15 protein-coding genes are annotated in these 14,685 nt (G+C 58.0%); 7 read left to right on the forward strand and 8 right to left on the reverse strand.

All coding sequences use genetic code 11. The annotated features are described in order from the left end of the window. Window positions 1–158: 158 nt before the first annotated feature. Window positions 159–539, reverse strand: a complete 381-nt coding sequence (locus VEC01_RS05085; protein WP_324899393.1) for a carboxymuconolactone decarboxylase family protein — start codon at window positions 537–539, stop codon at window positions 159–161. A gap of 47 nt (window positions 540–586) precedes the next feature. Further along, a complete protein-coding gene (locus VEC01_RS05090; RefSeq protein WP_324899395.1) occupies window positions 587–1,072 on the reverse strand; it encodes a carboxymuconolactone decarboxylase family protein in 486 nt (161 codons plus the stop codon). A 775-nt stretch (window positions 1,073–1,847) separates the two neighbouring features. Here VEC01_RS05090 and VEC01_RS05095 point away from each other — a divergent pair. The 6 genes from VEC01_RS05095 (at window position 1,848) to VEC01_RS05120 (ending at window position 8,785) form a co-directional block, all read left to right on the forward strand. Next, entirely contained in the window at window positions 1,848–3,500 is a 1,653-nt protein-coding gene (locus VEC01_RS05095; RefSeq protein ID WP_324899396.1) for an FAD-dependent oxidoreductase, read from the forward strand. 57 nt (window positions 3,501–3,557) lie between these two features. Then, window positions 3,558–4,094: an SRPBCC family protein gene (locus VEC01_RS05100; protein WP_324899398.1), complete on the forward strand. Its 537-nt coding sequence runs from the start codon at window positions 3,558–3,560 to the stop codon at window positions 4,092–4,094. A gap of 147 nt (window positions 4,095–4,241) precedes the next feature. Then, window positions 4,242–5,456 carry an ABC transporter substrate-binding protein gene (locus tag VEC01_RS05105; RefSeq protein WP_414691416.1) on the forward strand — a complete coding sequence of 405 codons (1,215 nt, stop codon included), beginning with the start codon at window positions 4,242–4,244 and terminating at the stop codon, window positions 5,454–5,456. 214 nt (window positions 5,457–5,670) lie between these two features. Next, window positions 5,671–6,864, forward strand: coding sequence for a YbfB/YjiJ family MFS transporter (locus VEC01_RS05110; RefSeq protein WP_324899400.1), 1,194 nt, complete (start codon window positions 5,671–5,673; stop codon window positions 6,862–6,864). Window positions 6,865–7,025: 161 nt separating this feature from the next. Further along, window positions 7,026–7,997, forward strand: a complete 972-nt coding sequence (locus VEC01_RS05115; protein WP_324899402.1) for a hypothetical protein — start codon at window positions 7,026–7,028, stop codon at window positions 7,995–7,997. Between the two features lie 434 nt (window positions 7,998–8,431). Then, a complete protein-coding gene (locus VEC01_RS05120; RefSeq protein WP_324899404.1) occupies window positions 8,432–8,785 on the forward strand; it encodes a DUF4148 domain-containing protein in 354 nt (117 codons plus the stop codon). A gap of 157 nt (window positions 8,786–8,942) precedes the next feature. Here VEC01_RS05120 and VEC01_RS05125 read toward each other — a convergent pair whose 3' ends face one another. Together VEC01_RS05125 and VEC01_RS05130 are read right to left on the reverse strand one after the other, a co-directional pair. Continuing rightward, window positions 8,943–9,227 (reverse strand): hypothetical protein, encoded by a 285-nt coding sequence (locus VEC01_RS05125; RefSeq protein WP_324899406.1) that lies wholly within the window; start codon window positions 9,225–9,227, stop codon window positions 8,943–8,945. A 66-nt stretch (window positions 9,228–9,293) separates the two neighbouring features. After that, entirely contained in the window at window positions 9,294–9,704 is a 411-nt protein-coding gene (locus tag VEC01_RS05130) for a MerR family transcriptional regulator (protein ID WP_324899408.1), read from the reverse strand. Between the two features lie 29 nt (window positions 9,705–9,733). Between VEC01_RS05130 and VEC01_RS05135 the strand changes: the two genes are divergently transcribed. Next, window positions 9,734–10,171, forward strand: a complete 438-nt coding sequence (locus tag VEC01_RS05135; protein WP_324899409.1) for a hypothetical protein — start codon at window positions 9,734–9,736, stop codon at window positions 10,169–10,171. Between the two features lie 77 nt (window positions 10,172–10,248). On the opposite strand, the gene VEC01_RS05140 is transcribed toward VEC01_RS05135, so the two are convergent. From VEC01_RS05140 to VEC01_RS05155, 4 genes are all read right to left on the reverse strand, one after another. Then, complete coding sequence (locus VEC01_RS05140) at window positions 10,249–11,457, reverse strand: HupE/UreJ family protein (RefSeq protein WP_324899411.1); 1,209 nt, start codon at window positions 11,455–11,457, stop codon at window positions 10,249–10,251. After that, window positions 11,385–12,422, reverse strand: coding sequence for a tetratricopeptide repeat protein (locus tag VEC01_RS05145; RefSeq protein WP_324899413.1), 1,038 nt, complete (start codon window positions 12,420–12,422; stop codon window positions 11,385–11,387). Before VEC01_RS05145 ends, VEC01_RS05140 begins: the two co-directional genes overlap by 73 nt. 350 nt (window positions 12,423–12,772) lie before the next feature. Beyond that, the gene (locus VEC01_RS05150) at window positions 12,773–13,096 is read right to left on the reverse strand and encodes a hypothetical protein (RefSeq protein ID WP_324899415.1); all 324 of its coding nucleotides are present in this window, start codon (window positions 13,094–13,096) and stop codon (window positions 12,773–12,775) included. Between the two features lie 18 nt (window positions 13,097–13,114). After that, window positions 13,115–14,632, reverse strand: a complete 1,518-nt coding sequence (locus VEC01_RS05155) for a DUF4331 domain-containing protein (protein ID WP_324899416.1) — start codon at window positions 14,630–14,632, stop codon at window positions 13,115–13,117. Window positions 14,633–14,685: the final 53 nt, after the last annotated feature.

The raw sequence follows: 14,685 nt of genomic DNA on the forward strand, positions 1-14,685 counted from the left end.
ATGCATTTCGCATACAGACGGCTGACGGGCCGGAACGCCGGGCTGGCGCCGCCGGTGCGATTAGCCGCAAGCCGACGGCACAAGACCCTTCCACGACTACAAAGGCGATGGCGCCTCGAATGAGCCGCTACGAAGATGGTCGTTTTTCGGCAAGAAGCTCAGGATTCTTCGGGCCAGTTGTCCGCAAAAATCGTCAGTGCCTCGCGTGCCCTCGGCCATCCGCCGTACATTGCCATCGTGATGATGGCTTCCTGCACTTCGGTTCTTGTATTGCCGCTGTTCTTCGCTGCGACCAGCCAGCGCCGCATCATGTCGTATTCGCCGTACACCGCGCTCATTGCCACGATCGTCAGTACTTTTGTTTTTAGCGGCACCAGCGAGCGTTCGGTCAGCAAGTACCCGAATACCCAAGAGACCATTTCTTTCTTGAAGTCGTCGTCCGCACCGATCGGGATACCGGGCAGGTCGCCGTCCGGGTCGCCGAACAACTGGATTGCCAATTCCCGCCCCTGTTTATAAACCTGGCTGTATTCAGTCATGATCGTTCATCTTTCCTTAGTAAATATTTTCGCTTGAAGGAGACAGCTCACTTCGCTGCAGCCTTGCGCTTCGCAAATACATCTTCGTAAATCATCAGGGCCGCGCGCGACGGCGGAAATCCGCCCACATGCGACACCAGGGCGCCAAGCTCATTAAGCTCGTCCTCAGTCCACCCGAGGTTCAAACAGGCGTTCGTCCATGTCGGGATCACGTTTTCCTTTTGCAGCACGGAGAGAGCGGCCAGCACGAGGAATCCTCGGGTTTTAAGATCGAGGCCGCCGCGGCCGTATATCTGCCCAAAGATGTACACGCTGCAACGGTCAGCAAAATCATTGTTGCCGCCCTTGTCGCCAATCAGGCCCCAGGGCCCGAACAGCTTGTGCTGGATCTTGGTCAGAGAGTCGTCGAGGAACTCCGCACTGAAGCCGTCGATATGCATGCGATACGGCGTTTCATAGGGCTTGGACAGAAATTCCTGGTTGAACTCGCCGACATGCAGGCTATGGGACATAGCCGGATTTTCGTTTGCCATGGTAAATACCCTTGCTCGTTAATAATTAAGCTGATACAGCCATCGCCGGCAGGCGACCGGCCGCTCTTCCCTGTTTGGTTAACCCTTACTGAGATTCGTATCCGTTAATTGACAGATGCGGCATCCATGCAAGTCCCGAGCCATCGCTCCGGCGGCCTCGCGATTCGTGACCGGTATCCGCGCGGCGGCCTGGTTTGACTTCTCCTGCGATTAACCCGCCGCGCGATGCCGGCGATGGGCAGGTACGGCGACGTTCAAACACATCCGGACTGTTAGCAAATCCAGCTTGTCCCTCGACAGGCTCTGCGCCAGATCCTTCATCTCCCGATCGCCGGACACCGTAGAGCTGTTTACAAGGTAAACAACAAGGACACGGCCTGTATCCGAAGAAAACGCATCGGGCGATACAGGAAAGCAGCCGCTGTGGTTCTCATCCGGATACCCCGCAGGTTTCCGCTTCTAAAAGTCTTGTCGTCGTTCCTGCATTGCCGACAGCGCGCATCGCAGCATGCTCCCGTATGGATGGCAGCCGGCCCTCCCGTATTCATTGCGCTGTTTATCGATGAAATAGCGCAGCTAAACATCTGTATCCGGAACACACAGTCGAGGGCATGAATAGTGGCCCGCCGGCCGTCAAAGCGGCCTGTCCACGCATGGCCCGGGTCTTGCTCAACCATGTTCAGGATGCAGGAGCTTCTCTTCATCAGGCGCATATGGACTCTGGTGGCGGGAAAAGTAAGGTTACTGGCGCAGCCGGAAAAGAAGCGGAGACGGTATGACAAACGAAACGAGACAGTGGGACCACGAAGCTGATGTGGTGGTCGTTGGAACTGGTGCGGCAGGAATGACGGCGGCAATCCTGGCGCACGATCATGGCGCGAAGGTGCTGGTCATCGAACGTACCGATCAGATCGGCGGGACGACCGCAGTATCGGGCGGCGGCATATGGATCCCGATGAATAATCATTTGTATGAGATAGACGCCGACGACTCCCGCGAAGAAGCGCTCGCGTACTGCAAGGCACTCGCGATGGGACGGGTCGACGAAGAATTGATCACAACCTTCGTCGACACGGCAGCCAAAATGATTCGTTACCTGGAGGACCGTACACCGCTTAAATTTGCGGCGATGACCGCGCCCGACTATCACCCCGAAATCGAAGGCGGAAAACTAAAAGGCCGGTCGATCGAACCGGATCCTTTCGACACCAATTCCCTCGGCGAATGGCAATCCAAGCTGCGCTTGCCCGGCGCCTTCTCTTTGCCCATCACCCGGCAAGAGGCATTCGGGGCATTCGATGCCTTCTATCGGCCCTGGCTGATACCGCAGGATCTGGCCGTGGAGCGTATGGAGAAGGGCGTGGTGACGCTTGGGCAGGCACTGGTCGCCGGCCTCTTGAAAGGTGTCCTGGATCGAGGGATACCGATTCTGCTGGAGACGCGCGCAAGGCAATTGATCACCGAAGAGCGGACTGTCATCGGGATCCAGGCTGAACAAGGCGGCGCCCGGCTGCATATAAAGGCAAAGGGTGGCATCGTATTGGCAACCGCGGGTTTCGAATGGAACGAGAAACTCAAGGCGCAGTATTTGCCCGGAGTGATCGAGAATCCGAACACGCCGCCGTTCAATGAAGGTGACGGCCTGCTGATGGCAATGGAAGTCGGCGCCGACCTGGCCAACATGAACGAAGCCTGGCATTTCCCCTCGTTGATGATTCCCGGCGAAACCTATGAGGAGCGTCCGTTGAGCCGCGCGATCCTGGCGGAGCGCAATGGGCCCCATGTGATCTGGGTGAATGCCCGCGGCCAGCGCTTTGTCAATGAGGCGGCGAACTACAACTCGGTCGGCAAAACCTTTCTTTCGATGGATACCGACGCACCGCGTTTCAGCAACCTGCCGGCCTGGGCAATTCTCGACAGCCAATACCGCGAGCGATATGTGTTGGGCACCACCATGCCGGAAGATCCGGACCCGGAATGGATCCCGCGCGCGGATACGCTGCAGGAGCTTGCTGAAAAAGTGGGCATCGACCCGATCGGTCTGCAAAAGACGGTCGATCGGTGGAACACCATGGTGCATCACGGCGAGGATTCCGATTTCGGAAAGGGTAACAGCATTTTCGATCGCTTCCAGGGCGACAGAGAGGCACCGAACCCGAATATGGGAACAATCGAGAAAGCGCCATTCTATGCGGTGCCTGTGCACACCGGCGCGCTCGGCACCAAGGGCGGGCCGAAGACCAACAGCATGGCGCAGGTGATCGATGTCAGAGGAAACCCGATTGCAGGTCTTTACGCGGCGGGCAATGTGACAGCGAGTATCACCGGGCCGGGATATTACGGCCGCGGTTCGACGCTCGGCCCGGCAATGACCTGGGGTTATATCGCCGGCATCTGTGCCGCCGACAATGCGAAGCAGCGGGCGTGACCCCATTTGCTGTTGCCTGCTCCGAAGCTTGTTTGAACCGTTATTAAGGTGGACGTGATGTTAAGCGCAAAAAGAGAGTTGTCCGTAACAACTGATTTAGACACCGTGTGGAGCTTCGTCAGCGACATGGGAAATTGGGCCGGCCAGATGCCCGGCTATATCTCCCATGAAGAGGTGAATGCCAATGACTCGATATGGACCGTGAAGATTGACCTTGGGCCGTACAAGCGCCCGGTGGTCATGGATATCCATGTCGTTGAATGGATCCCGCCGCATGAAGTGCGATTCGAGCTGAAGGGCAAGTTCGACCCTTTTCACGGCAACGGGACGTTCCGGGCCGACGCTGCGGGAACCGGCAGCGCGATCAAGCTGGAATTTCAGGCAGAAGCAACCGGATCGATGGCTAAGGTAGTGACGGCAATGGCAACACCGGTGCTCAAGAAGATTACGGATCAATTTTCTGCGAACCTGGTGAAGGCGCTGGAGGAACGCTCGACGTCCGATCAGCCCCCGCAAGAACAAGAACCGGCTCAGGCAAAGCCTCCTGCCTGGTCAAGGGAGGGAATTGTGGAGGCTGCCAAAAGAATCTTTTAATGGCTTGGAGTTTTTATAGGGCAGCAATTCCGTTTCATTTGCCTGGTAGCGGCAATCAAGAATCTCGCTTGATTGGCTTTTGCCCGAGTTGAAGACCTGTGTAATGCAACGCGCACCCGAGTTTGGGTATTGGAGACAATGATGACTTTGAATGCAAAAAAAATCGCTTGCGTAATTTCCGCTTTATTCACAAGCATGGCTGCGAGCAGTGTATCGGCCCAGATTTCCGGTGACGTGATCAGGATCGGATTGGCGACCGATATGTCGGGCCCTTATCTTGATATCGATGGGCCGGGCGGTGTTGAAGCCATCAGGATGGCCATCGCGGATGTCGGCGGCGAGATCAACGGCAAGAAGATCGAATTGATTTATGTCGATCATCAAAACAAAACGGAGATCGCGGCCACCAAGTCGCGCGAGTGGTTCGACAGAGATGGAGTCGATCTGCTTCTGGGCGGTGGAGCATCCGCAGCCAACCTGGCAATGGCCAGAGTCGCGGCCGAGAAAGCCAAGCCTTTCATCGTCAATGGCGCGGGCACCACGCAGCTGACCAATGAAGAATGCACGCCATACACGATTCACTATGCGTATGACACCAAGGCATTGGCCAATGTCTCCGGTTCGGCCATTGTGAAGCAAGGCGGAAAGACCTGGTTTTTCCTGACACTGGATTCGGCGTTCGGCACCTCCACGGAAAACGAAACGTCGGAGGTGATCAAAGCCAATGGCGGCACGGTGCTTGGCAGCGTGCGGCATCCGGCATCGGCATCGGACTTCTCCTCGTTCCTGCTGCAGGCGCAGGCATCCAAGGCACAGATCCTGGGTTTGGCCAATGCAGGAACCGATACGGTCAATGCCATCAAATCCGCCAATGAATTCGGCATCACCAAGACGATGAAGCTTTCCGGATCATTGATGTTCATCATGGATATTCATTCCCTGGGCCTGGAACTGACCAAAGGGATGTATTTGACCGACAACTGGTACTGGGACCAAAGCCCGGAGTCCCGCGCCTGGTCCCAGCGGTTCTTCAAGACGATCAAGAAGATGCCGTCGAGCGTACAGGCGGCACAGTATTCGGCAGTGCTGCATTACCTGAACGCGGTGAAAGCGACAGGCACCGACGATACGAAAAAGGTGCTGGCGCAAATGCGGAACACGAAAATCAACGACATGTACGCCAAAGGCGGCTATATCCGCCCGGACGGCCGCATGGTGCACGAGATGTATCTGATGCAGGTGAAGGCGCCATCAGAATCCAAATATCCGTGGGACTATTACAAAGTGGTCCAAAAGGTCCCCGGTGAAGAAGCGTTCACAAAGAAAGAGGAGTCAAAATGCGCGCTTTGGAAATCATCGTAAGCGAATAAGGTCGACGGGCTGCCCCGGCGCGCGCATTCGGGGCAGCCCATCGCGGATCATGCTGTCGGCGAAGAGTGGTTTTCATTAGTCGCAAAATCGCACTCGATTGCTATCGAGGTTTTTATTTTGGCTGAGCCAAGAAAGCCAACCGGCTTTTCCAAAAGATCAGCCGGCTGGAGTTGAACACGCATGCGCGCATTCCGCGATTCCGACAATGAAATCCGAGCGCGCCACTAGTTGGCTTCTGATCGCGTTCGCCGGCCTGTGTTCGACCTTGGCCGGATTAGGCATCGGGCGGTTTTCCTATGTTGCGACCCTGCCGCTGATCATCGATGCAGGATGGGCATCGGCCTCGGGCGCGGCACAACTTGCAGCGGCCAATTTGATCGGGTACTTGCTCGGCGCATTGGTATCGCACCGGCTTGCGGTTTCAATCGGTACCGGCTGGGCGATTCGGGCAGCGATGCTGGTAGTGGTCGTCAGCCTGATATGCTGCAGCATGAATCTCGGTCTTTACTGGCTTTGGATCTGGCGGTTGGTGTCCGGCATTGCCGGTGCGGTGTTGATGAGTATGACGGCGCCGGCCGTGCTTGCCCGGGTTCCCGTTGCTATGCGCGGCAAGGCGGCCGGCATGGTGTTTTCCGGGATAGGCTTTGGCATTGTGTTGTCGAGCTTTGTCGTGCCTGCTCTGGGTACGTATTCTCTCAGCTTGGCATGGCTTGCGCTTGCGGCGATAACCGCAGCCGCTCTATGTTTTGCCTGGCCCAGGTTCCCGGTGCAGGAAGCGGATCGGATAGTCCTGCAGCCTCTGGCCGCGGCGCGCGCGAATCTGATGCCGCGCGGCGCAATGCTGGCGTTGATTTGTGCTTATTCCCTGGACGCGGCCGGATACTTGCCTCATACGGTCTTTTGGGTTGAATATCTGGTACACGACCTGCATAAGTCGCTGGCCATGGGCGGCGCCTTTTGGGCGTTGTTCGGCGTTGGTGCGGCAATCGGCCCTTTGATTGGTGGCTTTGCAGCGGATAAATTCGGCTTCAGGCGGATGTTGATTGCATGCTTCGCGTTCAAGGCAATCGGCGTTGCATTACCGCTGATTTCTACGTCCATGCCTTCATTGTTCATTTCTTCGCTGGTCGTCGGTGCGTTGACGCCAGGATTAGGCGCTCTGGTATCCGGAAGAGCCGCTGAAATCGATGGAACGGCAGCACATCTGCGTAGTTGGGCCGTGCTGACCTTTTCTTACTCCGCGGTGCAGGCGGCAGGCGGATATGTCATGGCAGGTATTTATGCTGCCACGCATTCATTCAGCGTTCTTTTTGCAATCGGCGCGAGCTTGCTTGCTTTGTCCACCATCATCTCGGCAATACGTTTCAGTTATTGCGCCGGAGGGCGGCAACGATGTTAGTCCAGGTTAATGTCGGAGATGGGACGCGTGCTCCAATTTGCCGCGCTGTTGCGAGTGTCGGAATCCGAACCATTGCAGTTGTGGAATCGAACCTTTGTTTCGCACAACAATCTTAAGTAGAGAGAGTTGCAATATTGTTTTGTCTCCGATGAGGCGATCCGATGAAAAAAATCGCGCTTGTTACTTCCATTGCTCTGTCACTGGCAACCATCCAGGGAGCGCGGGCGACAGAGCAAAAGAACGGCACCACGCACGCAAAAGGCAGTGCGGTACGGGAAAATAGAAGCGGCTCAGACATCCGCGTTGTTGGAGGTGGATGGGGCAATGTCGGGCTCGAGGAAATACAGGTGCTGTTAAACGCGGTAGCCGCTGAAATGCTCGTGCATTTTCCGGGACACCGGCTAGATCCCATAGTCGTATCTTCATCCCAGTACGGCCCGGTCGTCTTGTACCAGAGAGGCCCCCAGAACGAGTACCAGGTCCTCCTCGCTGCGAAAGGAAATCAATGGGCCGAGTATGTGTACGAGTTTGCGCACGAACTTTTCCACATCCTTGCGCATTATGAATACCACGCCCCTCCTCGACGCGCACGGCACCAATGGTTTGAAGAAATGCTGTGCGAGACTGTTTCGCTGTACATGCTGAAACGGTTTTCACTGACATGGGAACAATCGCCGCCCAGGAGTGAATGGAAAGACTACGCCCCGAATCTGAATAGATTCACCCGGCGGGCATTGGAACAGCCTCATCGTAAGCTGCCGAAAAACATCTCGTTCCAGAAATGGTTTCAAGAGAATGGTCCTGTGCTCGCGACCAAACCGTATCTTCGCGAAAAGAACGAATTGGTCGCCATGTTCTTCCTGCCGCTCCTCGAGCAAAATCCGGACTGGCGTGCCGTCACCTACCTCAACTTGAATGCAGCGCAGGGCGATTCGAGTTTTTATGATCATCTCGCCCATTGGCATCGGATGACGCCCACGCCACATAAGCAATTCGTTACGCAGGCAATGCGACTGTTCCATTTCACGGAACCTGCCGAAGGTGATCGGTTGCTTACGCTTGAACAGCCGACGGTCAGGCCCGACAGTGAGGCGGAGCTGCGCGTCGGCCCGGCCGGCCCCGCAGGGCAATAGTGGTCGGATCGCACGCCGTGCCGTCGGTGCGCGCCAGCGCAAGCCCTTGCATGAAAAATCAATCGGCGCTTGTAGTGCCCATCGCGCGACGTATACTGGTTTATCAAATCCTTCCTCGGGTAGCCTTTGCTTTCTCTGGTTACCTTAGCACCATGAAGGTGGGACGATCTGCAGACGATACAGATGCAGATGGATCTGCACCAACAATGTAAGACCCCGCCCCCGCCCTTTTTTCTGCTGGCGTATCGTCAGTGAGGACCGTTGCCGCGCTCGACAAACGAGCAAAAGGGCCCGCCCAATGAAGGATGTTTGTGACGCATTGGAGAAATCCTGCCGTCACAACGTTGGTTACGGCTTAAGTAAAAACCGGCGATGAAACACGACGTAAACATCGCCCCATGCCGTACGACGTCAACACGTAGCTGGAGATCATTATGAAAACCTCGCAATGGATGACGAGGATAATTGCAAGCACCGCAATTGCCTTCTGTGGTTCGACGTTTGCAGACGCAGGATCAGTTGGCGTAGGAAATTCTTTCAGTGGTTTTGAATCCACCAAGTCCCGCGCTGAAGTACTAGCCGAATTAGATTCCGCCAAGGCGCAAGGCTTGCTTTTGCACAGCGAAGCGGACCTCAGGCAATCCGGCAGCGCACCGAACATCGGCGCCCGCGGTCCTGCCGGCTCCCGCTTTACGGGACGCACGCGGGAAGAAGTTCGGGCAGAGTTGATGGAATTCCGTAGAACGCAGCAGGTGAGCTCACCCACAGATATTTACTTTCCGAATTGAGGCCGATGACATGTCATTGAAGGACGTCGAACGCGACAGATGATAAGCCTGCGTGCAGCACATGATTGCAAGAGACCATGGACGGCACCGTCAGGACTGCGACGTTGAACGACGATCGAAATGAATCGCATCGGCGGCATCGAGATGCATCCCGTCTCTACTTGAAAGGCAACAGCGGCCGCGTGATGCGCCAATCCTGGCGCAACACGCGGCCGCAGAACACACGCTCCATCACCTCGATGTACACCGCTGTGTCCGGCACACTTCCGGCTGAAGTGGCAGCGACAGCAATACGTTCGTCGCCGCATAAGATTGAACAATCATCGATTCCTTGCGCAACACGTTTATCGCGCGCGGCTGTGAAGCTGCTGCCATCAGGTTCCACGGAGTCAGTTGAGACAGTACGCATGCCCTTCTGGCCGTGAATCCCCGGCTTTTCCATAGAAGAGGCTGGTGAGCGATCCCATGATTCACGTACACCCCTTCCCAAGGGATGCCGGATAGGGTTTCAGCCGCGCGAGAGCGGACAGGTCTGCCTGACCCGCTCCTGAAGCTCCTTCCTGAGGCTCTGCAGCTCGGCAATGCGCTCGTCGATCACCTTGATCTTCTCGGCAAGCAGCCCGGCGACCGCGGCGTCAGGGTCCGGCGCATTCCAGACGGCTGGCAGGCTTCCGCCGATTTCGGCCAGGCTGAAGCCGAGCTTTTGCGCGGTGCGGATATAGCCGACGAGTTGGGCGGTTTCCGGCGCATAGGTGCGGTAGCCGTTCTCGGCACGCGTCGAACGGATCAGGCCCTGCTTTTCATAGAAGCGCAATGTGTCGCAGCTTACGCCGGCGGCGTGAGCAAGATTCCCGATCCGCATCCTTTCCTCCCATATGAAATAGCGCTTGACCTTGGAGTGTACTCCAGGGTCTATCATTTCTCCACCCCCCTGACATGGAGAAACAGATGATCAGCCTTGCCAACTATCTGCGCATCGTGCGCGCCAGCGCCTGGTATGACCTGGTGGTGACCATCGGCTTTGCCACGCCGTGGACTTTCGCTGCGATCCTCGCTAGCCTGGAGACCGTTTCAGGTCTGCTCGGCATTGCCGGCAGCTTCCCGAAGTTCGAACCCGCCCACATGCTGATGGCGAACCTTCTCGGGTCCATCGTCACCGTCTGGGCGATCCTGCGCCTGCGGGACACGCGGCTGCAGTACGGCCGGTATGACGCCGCCGGTCGCTTCCTGTTCGCCACCTGGCAGCTGTATGCGCTGGCCAACGGCGCCCATCCGATCATCTGGAGCTTCTTCGTCGTCGAGGTCGCCTTTGGCATCGCACAGATCCTGCCAGTGTCGAAGGAAGGCGCTTGCTGTTCACCGCGCGCCCGCGCCGCGGCGGCCTGAGGACGAGAAGCCCTGCTTGCGGTGATCGCAGGCCGGAACACAGCGGGTTGATGGCTGCCGCGGGCATGCAGAAGCCCCTATGCGGGCACCAGGCTGACTTCGAATGCCCTTTCGACCAGCCATACCGAAGCAATCGCTATGATGACAGTCGATCCGGCATTCAACAGCAGGCGCCGGTAGAGCCAGGTCTGCCGCAGCAAGTAGGCTACCGGCAGGAAGGCCAGCACGATCGCAAGCTGGCCCAGTTCGACACCTACGTTAAAGCCGATCAGTGCGATGACGAGGGCTGATTGCGGCAGGCCGAGCTCGGCAAGCACCGTCGCAAAGCCAAACCCGTGTACCAATCCGAAAGCGAACGCGACAACCCAGCGCTGCCCCTGGAAAAACGGGAAGAGATTGTTGAGCGCGGCAACGATGACCGATGCGGCAATCGCCGTTTCGACCCAGCGCGACGGTAATTGCACGATGCCCAGGGCCGCAATGGTGAGGGTTATCGAATGCGAGATGGTAAACGCGGTGACGATCTTGAGCACATCGATGGCCGACGTCTTGAAGCTGGCCGACGCGTACCATTGCCTGTCATGCAGAACCAGCACGGCGGGCAACAGCAGCGATAGCAGGAACAGGATGTGATCGAATCCGATCCAGATATGCCAGACGCCGTGTTTCAGATAATCGATGAATTGACGCACGTTGCCTGCCCGGGAAGACGTGAACTGCTGCTTCGCATGCTCCGGGCTGAAGATCGCGGTCTCGACCTGTCCATCGCGTTCTATTCGAAGCAAGCCCTTGTGCTGCCGGTCGAGGTCGAAAAGCAGGTTGTAGTGAACCGCAAGGGTGTCAATCGAATTTTCGCATTCGGCGCGGAAGCGAAGCACCGCGTACGCGCCGTCGGAATGGTTGTCGATAAGGTGTTCGGTGACCGTGGCCGGGCAAGCCCGGCCACCGGCGCTTAGCGCCAGGCGCGACAGCGCATAGGCATCGATATCGCGATGCCTGCTGCGAATTTCGTCCCAGGTCAATGCGCCGTCGCCATCACGGTCGATGCCGACCGCGAACTCGAGGTCGCGCAACGCGATATCCCACTGGCCGGTGACCGTACGCTCCGCCGTTTTGAGGCTCAGATAGCTGTCGCTTGCTTTGTGCGCATGCGCGGGAACGCCGACGTGGCATAACAATGCCAGGATAAAACCGGTCACGTATCGTAGCGGCGTCATCCCGCGCTTTCCAGTTTTGCCGCCAGTTCCTGCAGGGTGCGGTCCTGGAGCCCGGTCTGCTTCAGCCATGCAAGTACCGGCCTGGCTTCGGCCTTGGCGTTATTCGCCACTGCGGCTTCAAGCAGAATGCGCGTGTCGGCCGGTTCCTTTTGCACACTCCAGTTTTGCCGGGCGAGTTCGAAGGCGCCCCGCGCGTCATCGCGCAGGTGCAACGCGAAGCGGGCCTGCTCCCGCCGATGGACGGTATCGCCGCGCAGCGCGGCGGCGGCAAACCGGGATTGCAAGGTATCGATATGTTTTGCCGCGTCGGGCAAACCCTGGCGCTTGAGCGCGAGTGCGTATCGAAGCAGCAGTCCGTCGGCACGCGTATTTTTCTGAAGCAGCGTGGCGACGTCGGCCGGCTGATTGCGATCCAACAGGAAGTCTGCAAATGCGCCGAGCAAGTAGGTGTCGGATGGATCAAGCGCCAGCGCCTGCCGGTAGTGTTGTTCTGCCTTTGCATGATTGCCTTGCCTTTCAGCCATTTCCGCCAGCAAGGTCATTGCCCACACCTTCACCGAAGGATCGGCGCCGTCGTTCTTTTTCAGTACGTCTTCCAGCACTGCATAGCTGCGAACGTCCTCACCGTTGAGGCTGTCCACGCCAGCGATGCAAGTGACGGCGACCAATTCCGGCACACGCCCTTGCAGCTGAACACAGCTTTTTCTTGCCTGGTCGTATTGCCCCTGTACTTGCAAGATGGTGGCCCGTGTCAGCCATGCTTGCGCATTGCCGGGATCCGAACCAAGAACCGCATCCAGATCGGCCAGTGCCTGCGCGAAGTGATGCTGGCTCTGCAGTATGGTCGCCCGCAAGATCCGCACTGCATTCGGCGCCTGTGGCTGGTCCCACCATGGGGACAGCGCCGCCTGCGCGTAGCCGAGATAGCGGGGATCGCCGGTTCTGCGCCCTGTTTCGATATAGCGGCGCGCCAGCGTGGTTGCAAGCTGCTGGTTCTGTGGCGATGCCGCGAGCGCGGCGCGCAGGCGCTGCATCTCTTTATGCGCCGGGTTGCCCTGGCCGGGCAGACGCTCGATCACTTGCGTGCCATCGGCCGGCACATACGGAGCAGCCTGCACGGCCGCCGGCATTGCGCATGCCAGAATCGCGGCTTTCAGCAGTGCGGGAATATGCATCGGCGATTTCCTCGACAATTGCTAATGGATGAACCGGTGATGCTCGCGGGTCCGACACCGACAAGGTGTCGGTGGTTACCATGGATTCTAGAAACGCTCACCGCCGCACGCCTTGCGTTCGAGCAGGCCACAGCAAGGGTGTCCGGTATAAAAAAGAGCCCGCTGTCAACAGCAGGCTCCGTGATGCAACGACATGAAGGGAGTACGGGCTAGCTGACCGGCACCGGTTCCACATCTTCCGGGCTTGTGACGGTAATTGACTCGACTTCAACCGGTTCGGCCGTTTCGGACGTGCTGTTGATGACGGCCAGGACGCGGGCGATGAAGGCGTCCGCCGTCGTCGGTGGCTGTTGACCATTACCGGTTGCATTGGCGGTGGTGTTGGTGTTGTTGTTGTTGGTGCTGGCGGTGGTGTTGGTGTCGGTCATCACGCTGCCGCTTTCCATTCCACCGTCGCCGCCGCTGCAGCCTGCAAGCCCGAGGACGAGGCAAAGGACGGTTGCCGGCCCAAGCAGAGAAGGTTTGTTTGACATGAGTTGCTCCTCGTTCGCTTAGTTGCCGTTGGGGCTGGTGGTGGCGGTATTTCCCGGGATCGGCGTGTTGAAATATGGGAACGTCGCCCTGTAGTCCGCCGCGGTCTTGCGCACGCCGTCAGTCAGGGGCGCGGTGCCCGCCGGTGCAGCGGAAGGCTGGCAACCGACTCTCAACGTGTCGTTCTGTCCGGTCAATGCACACAGCGCGCCCATTGCCACCCGCAGCGACAGATCGACCGTGTCATCCGCCGGGCGGCGTCCGTTCGGGTATCCGGCATTGTCGCCAGCCGCGACGCCCAGCGGATTCTGCGCATTCGCCGGGGCCGGGGCAATCGAGGTATTCAAGCGCAGCATTTCGGACGGCACCACGTTCCTCGGTTGATTCAGTCCTTCGATGCCTTTCAGGAAGACCGTGACAAGGTCGGTCCGCGGGAAGTTGGTGGGCGCGGGAGCGGACGGGAACAGGGTTTGCACCAGCGCAGGCAATGCCGGGTTGGTGACATAGTCGATGAACTGCGCATCGTTCATCGGTTTCGACGCATTGAAGCGGTTCTTGTCTTCCAGTCCGATCACGACTTCATTGACGAGCGGCATGCCGACGCGCGACACCTGCACCCAGGGACCGCCTTCCTTCGCTCCCGTATTGATGCCGGTTCCTGGGTCCGGATCAATCAGCCGGCCCTGGCGCTTGCTCGACGTGGTCCAGCTGCCGACGACCGGGTCGCCGGATGTCGTCAGGCAGGAAGTCGGAATCTCCATCGCGATGGTGCTGACGTTCTTGCCTTCCAGGGTATTTCTGTTGCCGCCACTTTCCGGGCCGAGGGGATTCAGGTTGAACAGGTCGAAGATCTCGCCGACCGCAATATAGAACGGCTCCTTGCGCTGGCCGACGAACACGCGTGCATTGCCGCAATTCGGGATCGACACGTCATAGATGTGCTGATTGGCATAGCGTTCGTAACCGTCGGCGCCGCCAAAGGTCTTTTCACCGATGTTGTCCACCGGCTTGTCGAATTCCCGGGTGCCTCCGCGCGTCACTGGCGTACGTTCGCCTGTTCGGCGGTCGCCCCGTACCACATCGATCGTGAAGGTCTCGCGGCGATTCAGTGTCGCGGGATTGACACCGTTGATCGGACCAGAGGTAATGATGGGGATCTTGATCTGCTTGCCACCGACCGGCAGCGCCGTCTGTTTGCTCGTGTTGTTAAACCGGAACTGGAAGGTGATGTCTTCCCTGGCGTCGCCGTTATTATCAAAGTGGATTTCATACAGACCATTCTCATTGAATGGATAAAAGTGCGGTCCGCCAAACGGGTCCTGGAACGGAATGTAGTTTGCCAGCACCGTGACATAGTCCTGGCGTCCCTGCTCATAGCTGCGGAACAGGTACAGGTCTGTCCCGTCAACGCTCGGCTCGTCGGTGAGGAATGGAGCTTCACGGTGGCTCGACGCCAGGGCCGATGTCGCAAAAATGCTCGCAATGGCAGACGCCAATAGCGTCGCTTTCATTACCTTGTTCAATGCTGAGTGTTGCATGACCTTCTCCATTCCGATTGTTCTTAGGCAGGGAAAAACGCGGCCATGAGGGA

Origin of the sequence: Noviherbaspirillum sp. (assembly GCF_035627455.1) — a bacterium.
Taxonomy (GTDB): domain Bacteria; phylum Pseudomonadota; class Gammaproteobacteria; order Burkholderiales; family Burkholderiaceae_D; genus Noviherbaspirillum.

Bases quoted from the DNA above. Each gene is read 5' to 3' on its own strand.
- VEC01_RS05115 (WP_324899402.1), top strand. From the start codon at position 7,026: ATGAAAAAAATCGCGCTTGTTACTTCCATTGCTCTGTCACTGGCAACC.
- VEC01_RS05120 (WP_324899404.1), top strand. From the start codon at position 8,432: ATGAAAACCTCGCAATGGATGACGAGGATAATTGCAAGCACCGCAATT.
- VEC01_RS05145 (WP_324899413.1), bottom strand. From the start codon at position 12,422: ATGCAGCGCCTGCGCGCCGCGCTCGCGGCATCGCCACAGAACCAGCAG.
- VEC01_RS05100 (WP_324899398.1), top strand. From the start codon at position 3,558: ATGTTAAGCGCAAAAAGAGAGTTGTCCGTAACAACTGATTTAGACACC.
- VEC01_RS05130 (WP_324899408.1), bottom strand. From the start codon at position 9,704: ATGATAGACCCTGGAGTACACTCCAAGGTCAAGCGCTATTTCATATGG.
- VEC01_RS05150 (WP_324899415.1), bottom strand. From the start codon at position 13,096: ATGTCAAACAAACCTTCTCTGCTTGGGCCGGCAACCGTCCTTTGCCTC.
- VEC01_RS05140 (WP_324899411.1), bottom strand. From the start codon at position 11,457: ATGGCTGAAGCAGACCGGGCTCCAGGACCGCACCCTGCAGGAACTGGC.
- VEC01_RS05095 (WP_324899396.1), top strand. From the start codon at position 1,848: ATGACAAACGAAACGAGACAGTGGGACCACGAAGCTGATGTGGTGGTC.
- VEC01_RS05155 (WP_324899416.1), bottom strand. From the start codon at position 14,632: ATGCAACACTCAGCATTGAACAAGGTAATGAAAGCGACGCTATTGGCG.
- VEC01_RS05085 (WP_324899393.1), bottom strand. From the start codon at position 539: ATGACTGAATACAGCCAGGTTTATAAACAGGGGCGGGAATTGGCAATC.
- VEC01_RS05125 (WP_324899406.1), bottom strand. From the start codon at position 9,227: ATGGAAAAGCCGGGGATTCACGGCCAGAAGGGCATGCGTACTGTCTCA.
- VEC01_RS05135 (WP_324899409.1), top strand. From the start codon at position 9,734: ATGATCAGCCTTGCCAACTATCTGCGCATCGTGCGCGCCAGCGCCTGG.
- VEC01_RS05090 (WP_324899395.1), bottom strand. From the start codon at position 1,072: ATGGCAAACGAAAATCCGGCTATGTCCCATAGCCTGCATGTCGGCGAG.
- VEC01_RS05110 (WP_324899400.1), top strand. From the start codon at position 5,671: ATGAAATCCGAGCGCGCCACTAGTTGGCTTCTGATCGCGTTCGCCGGC.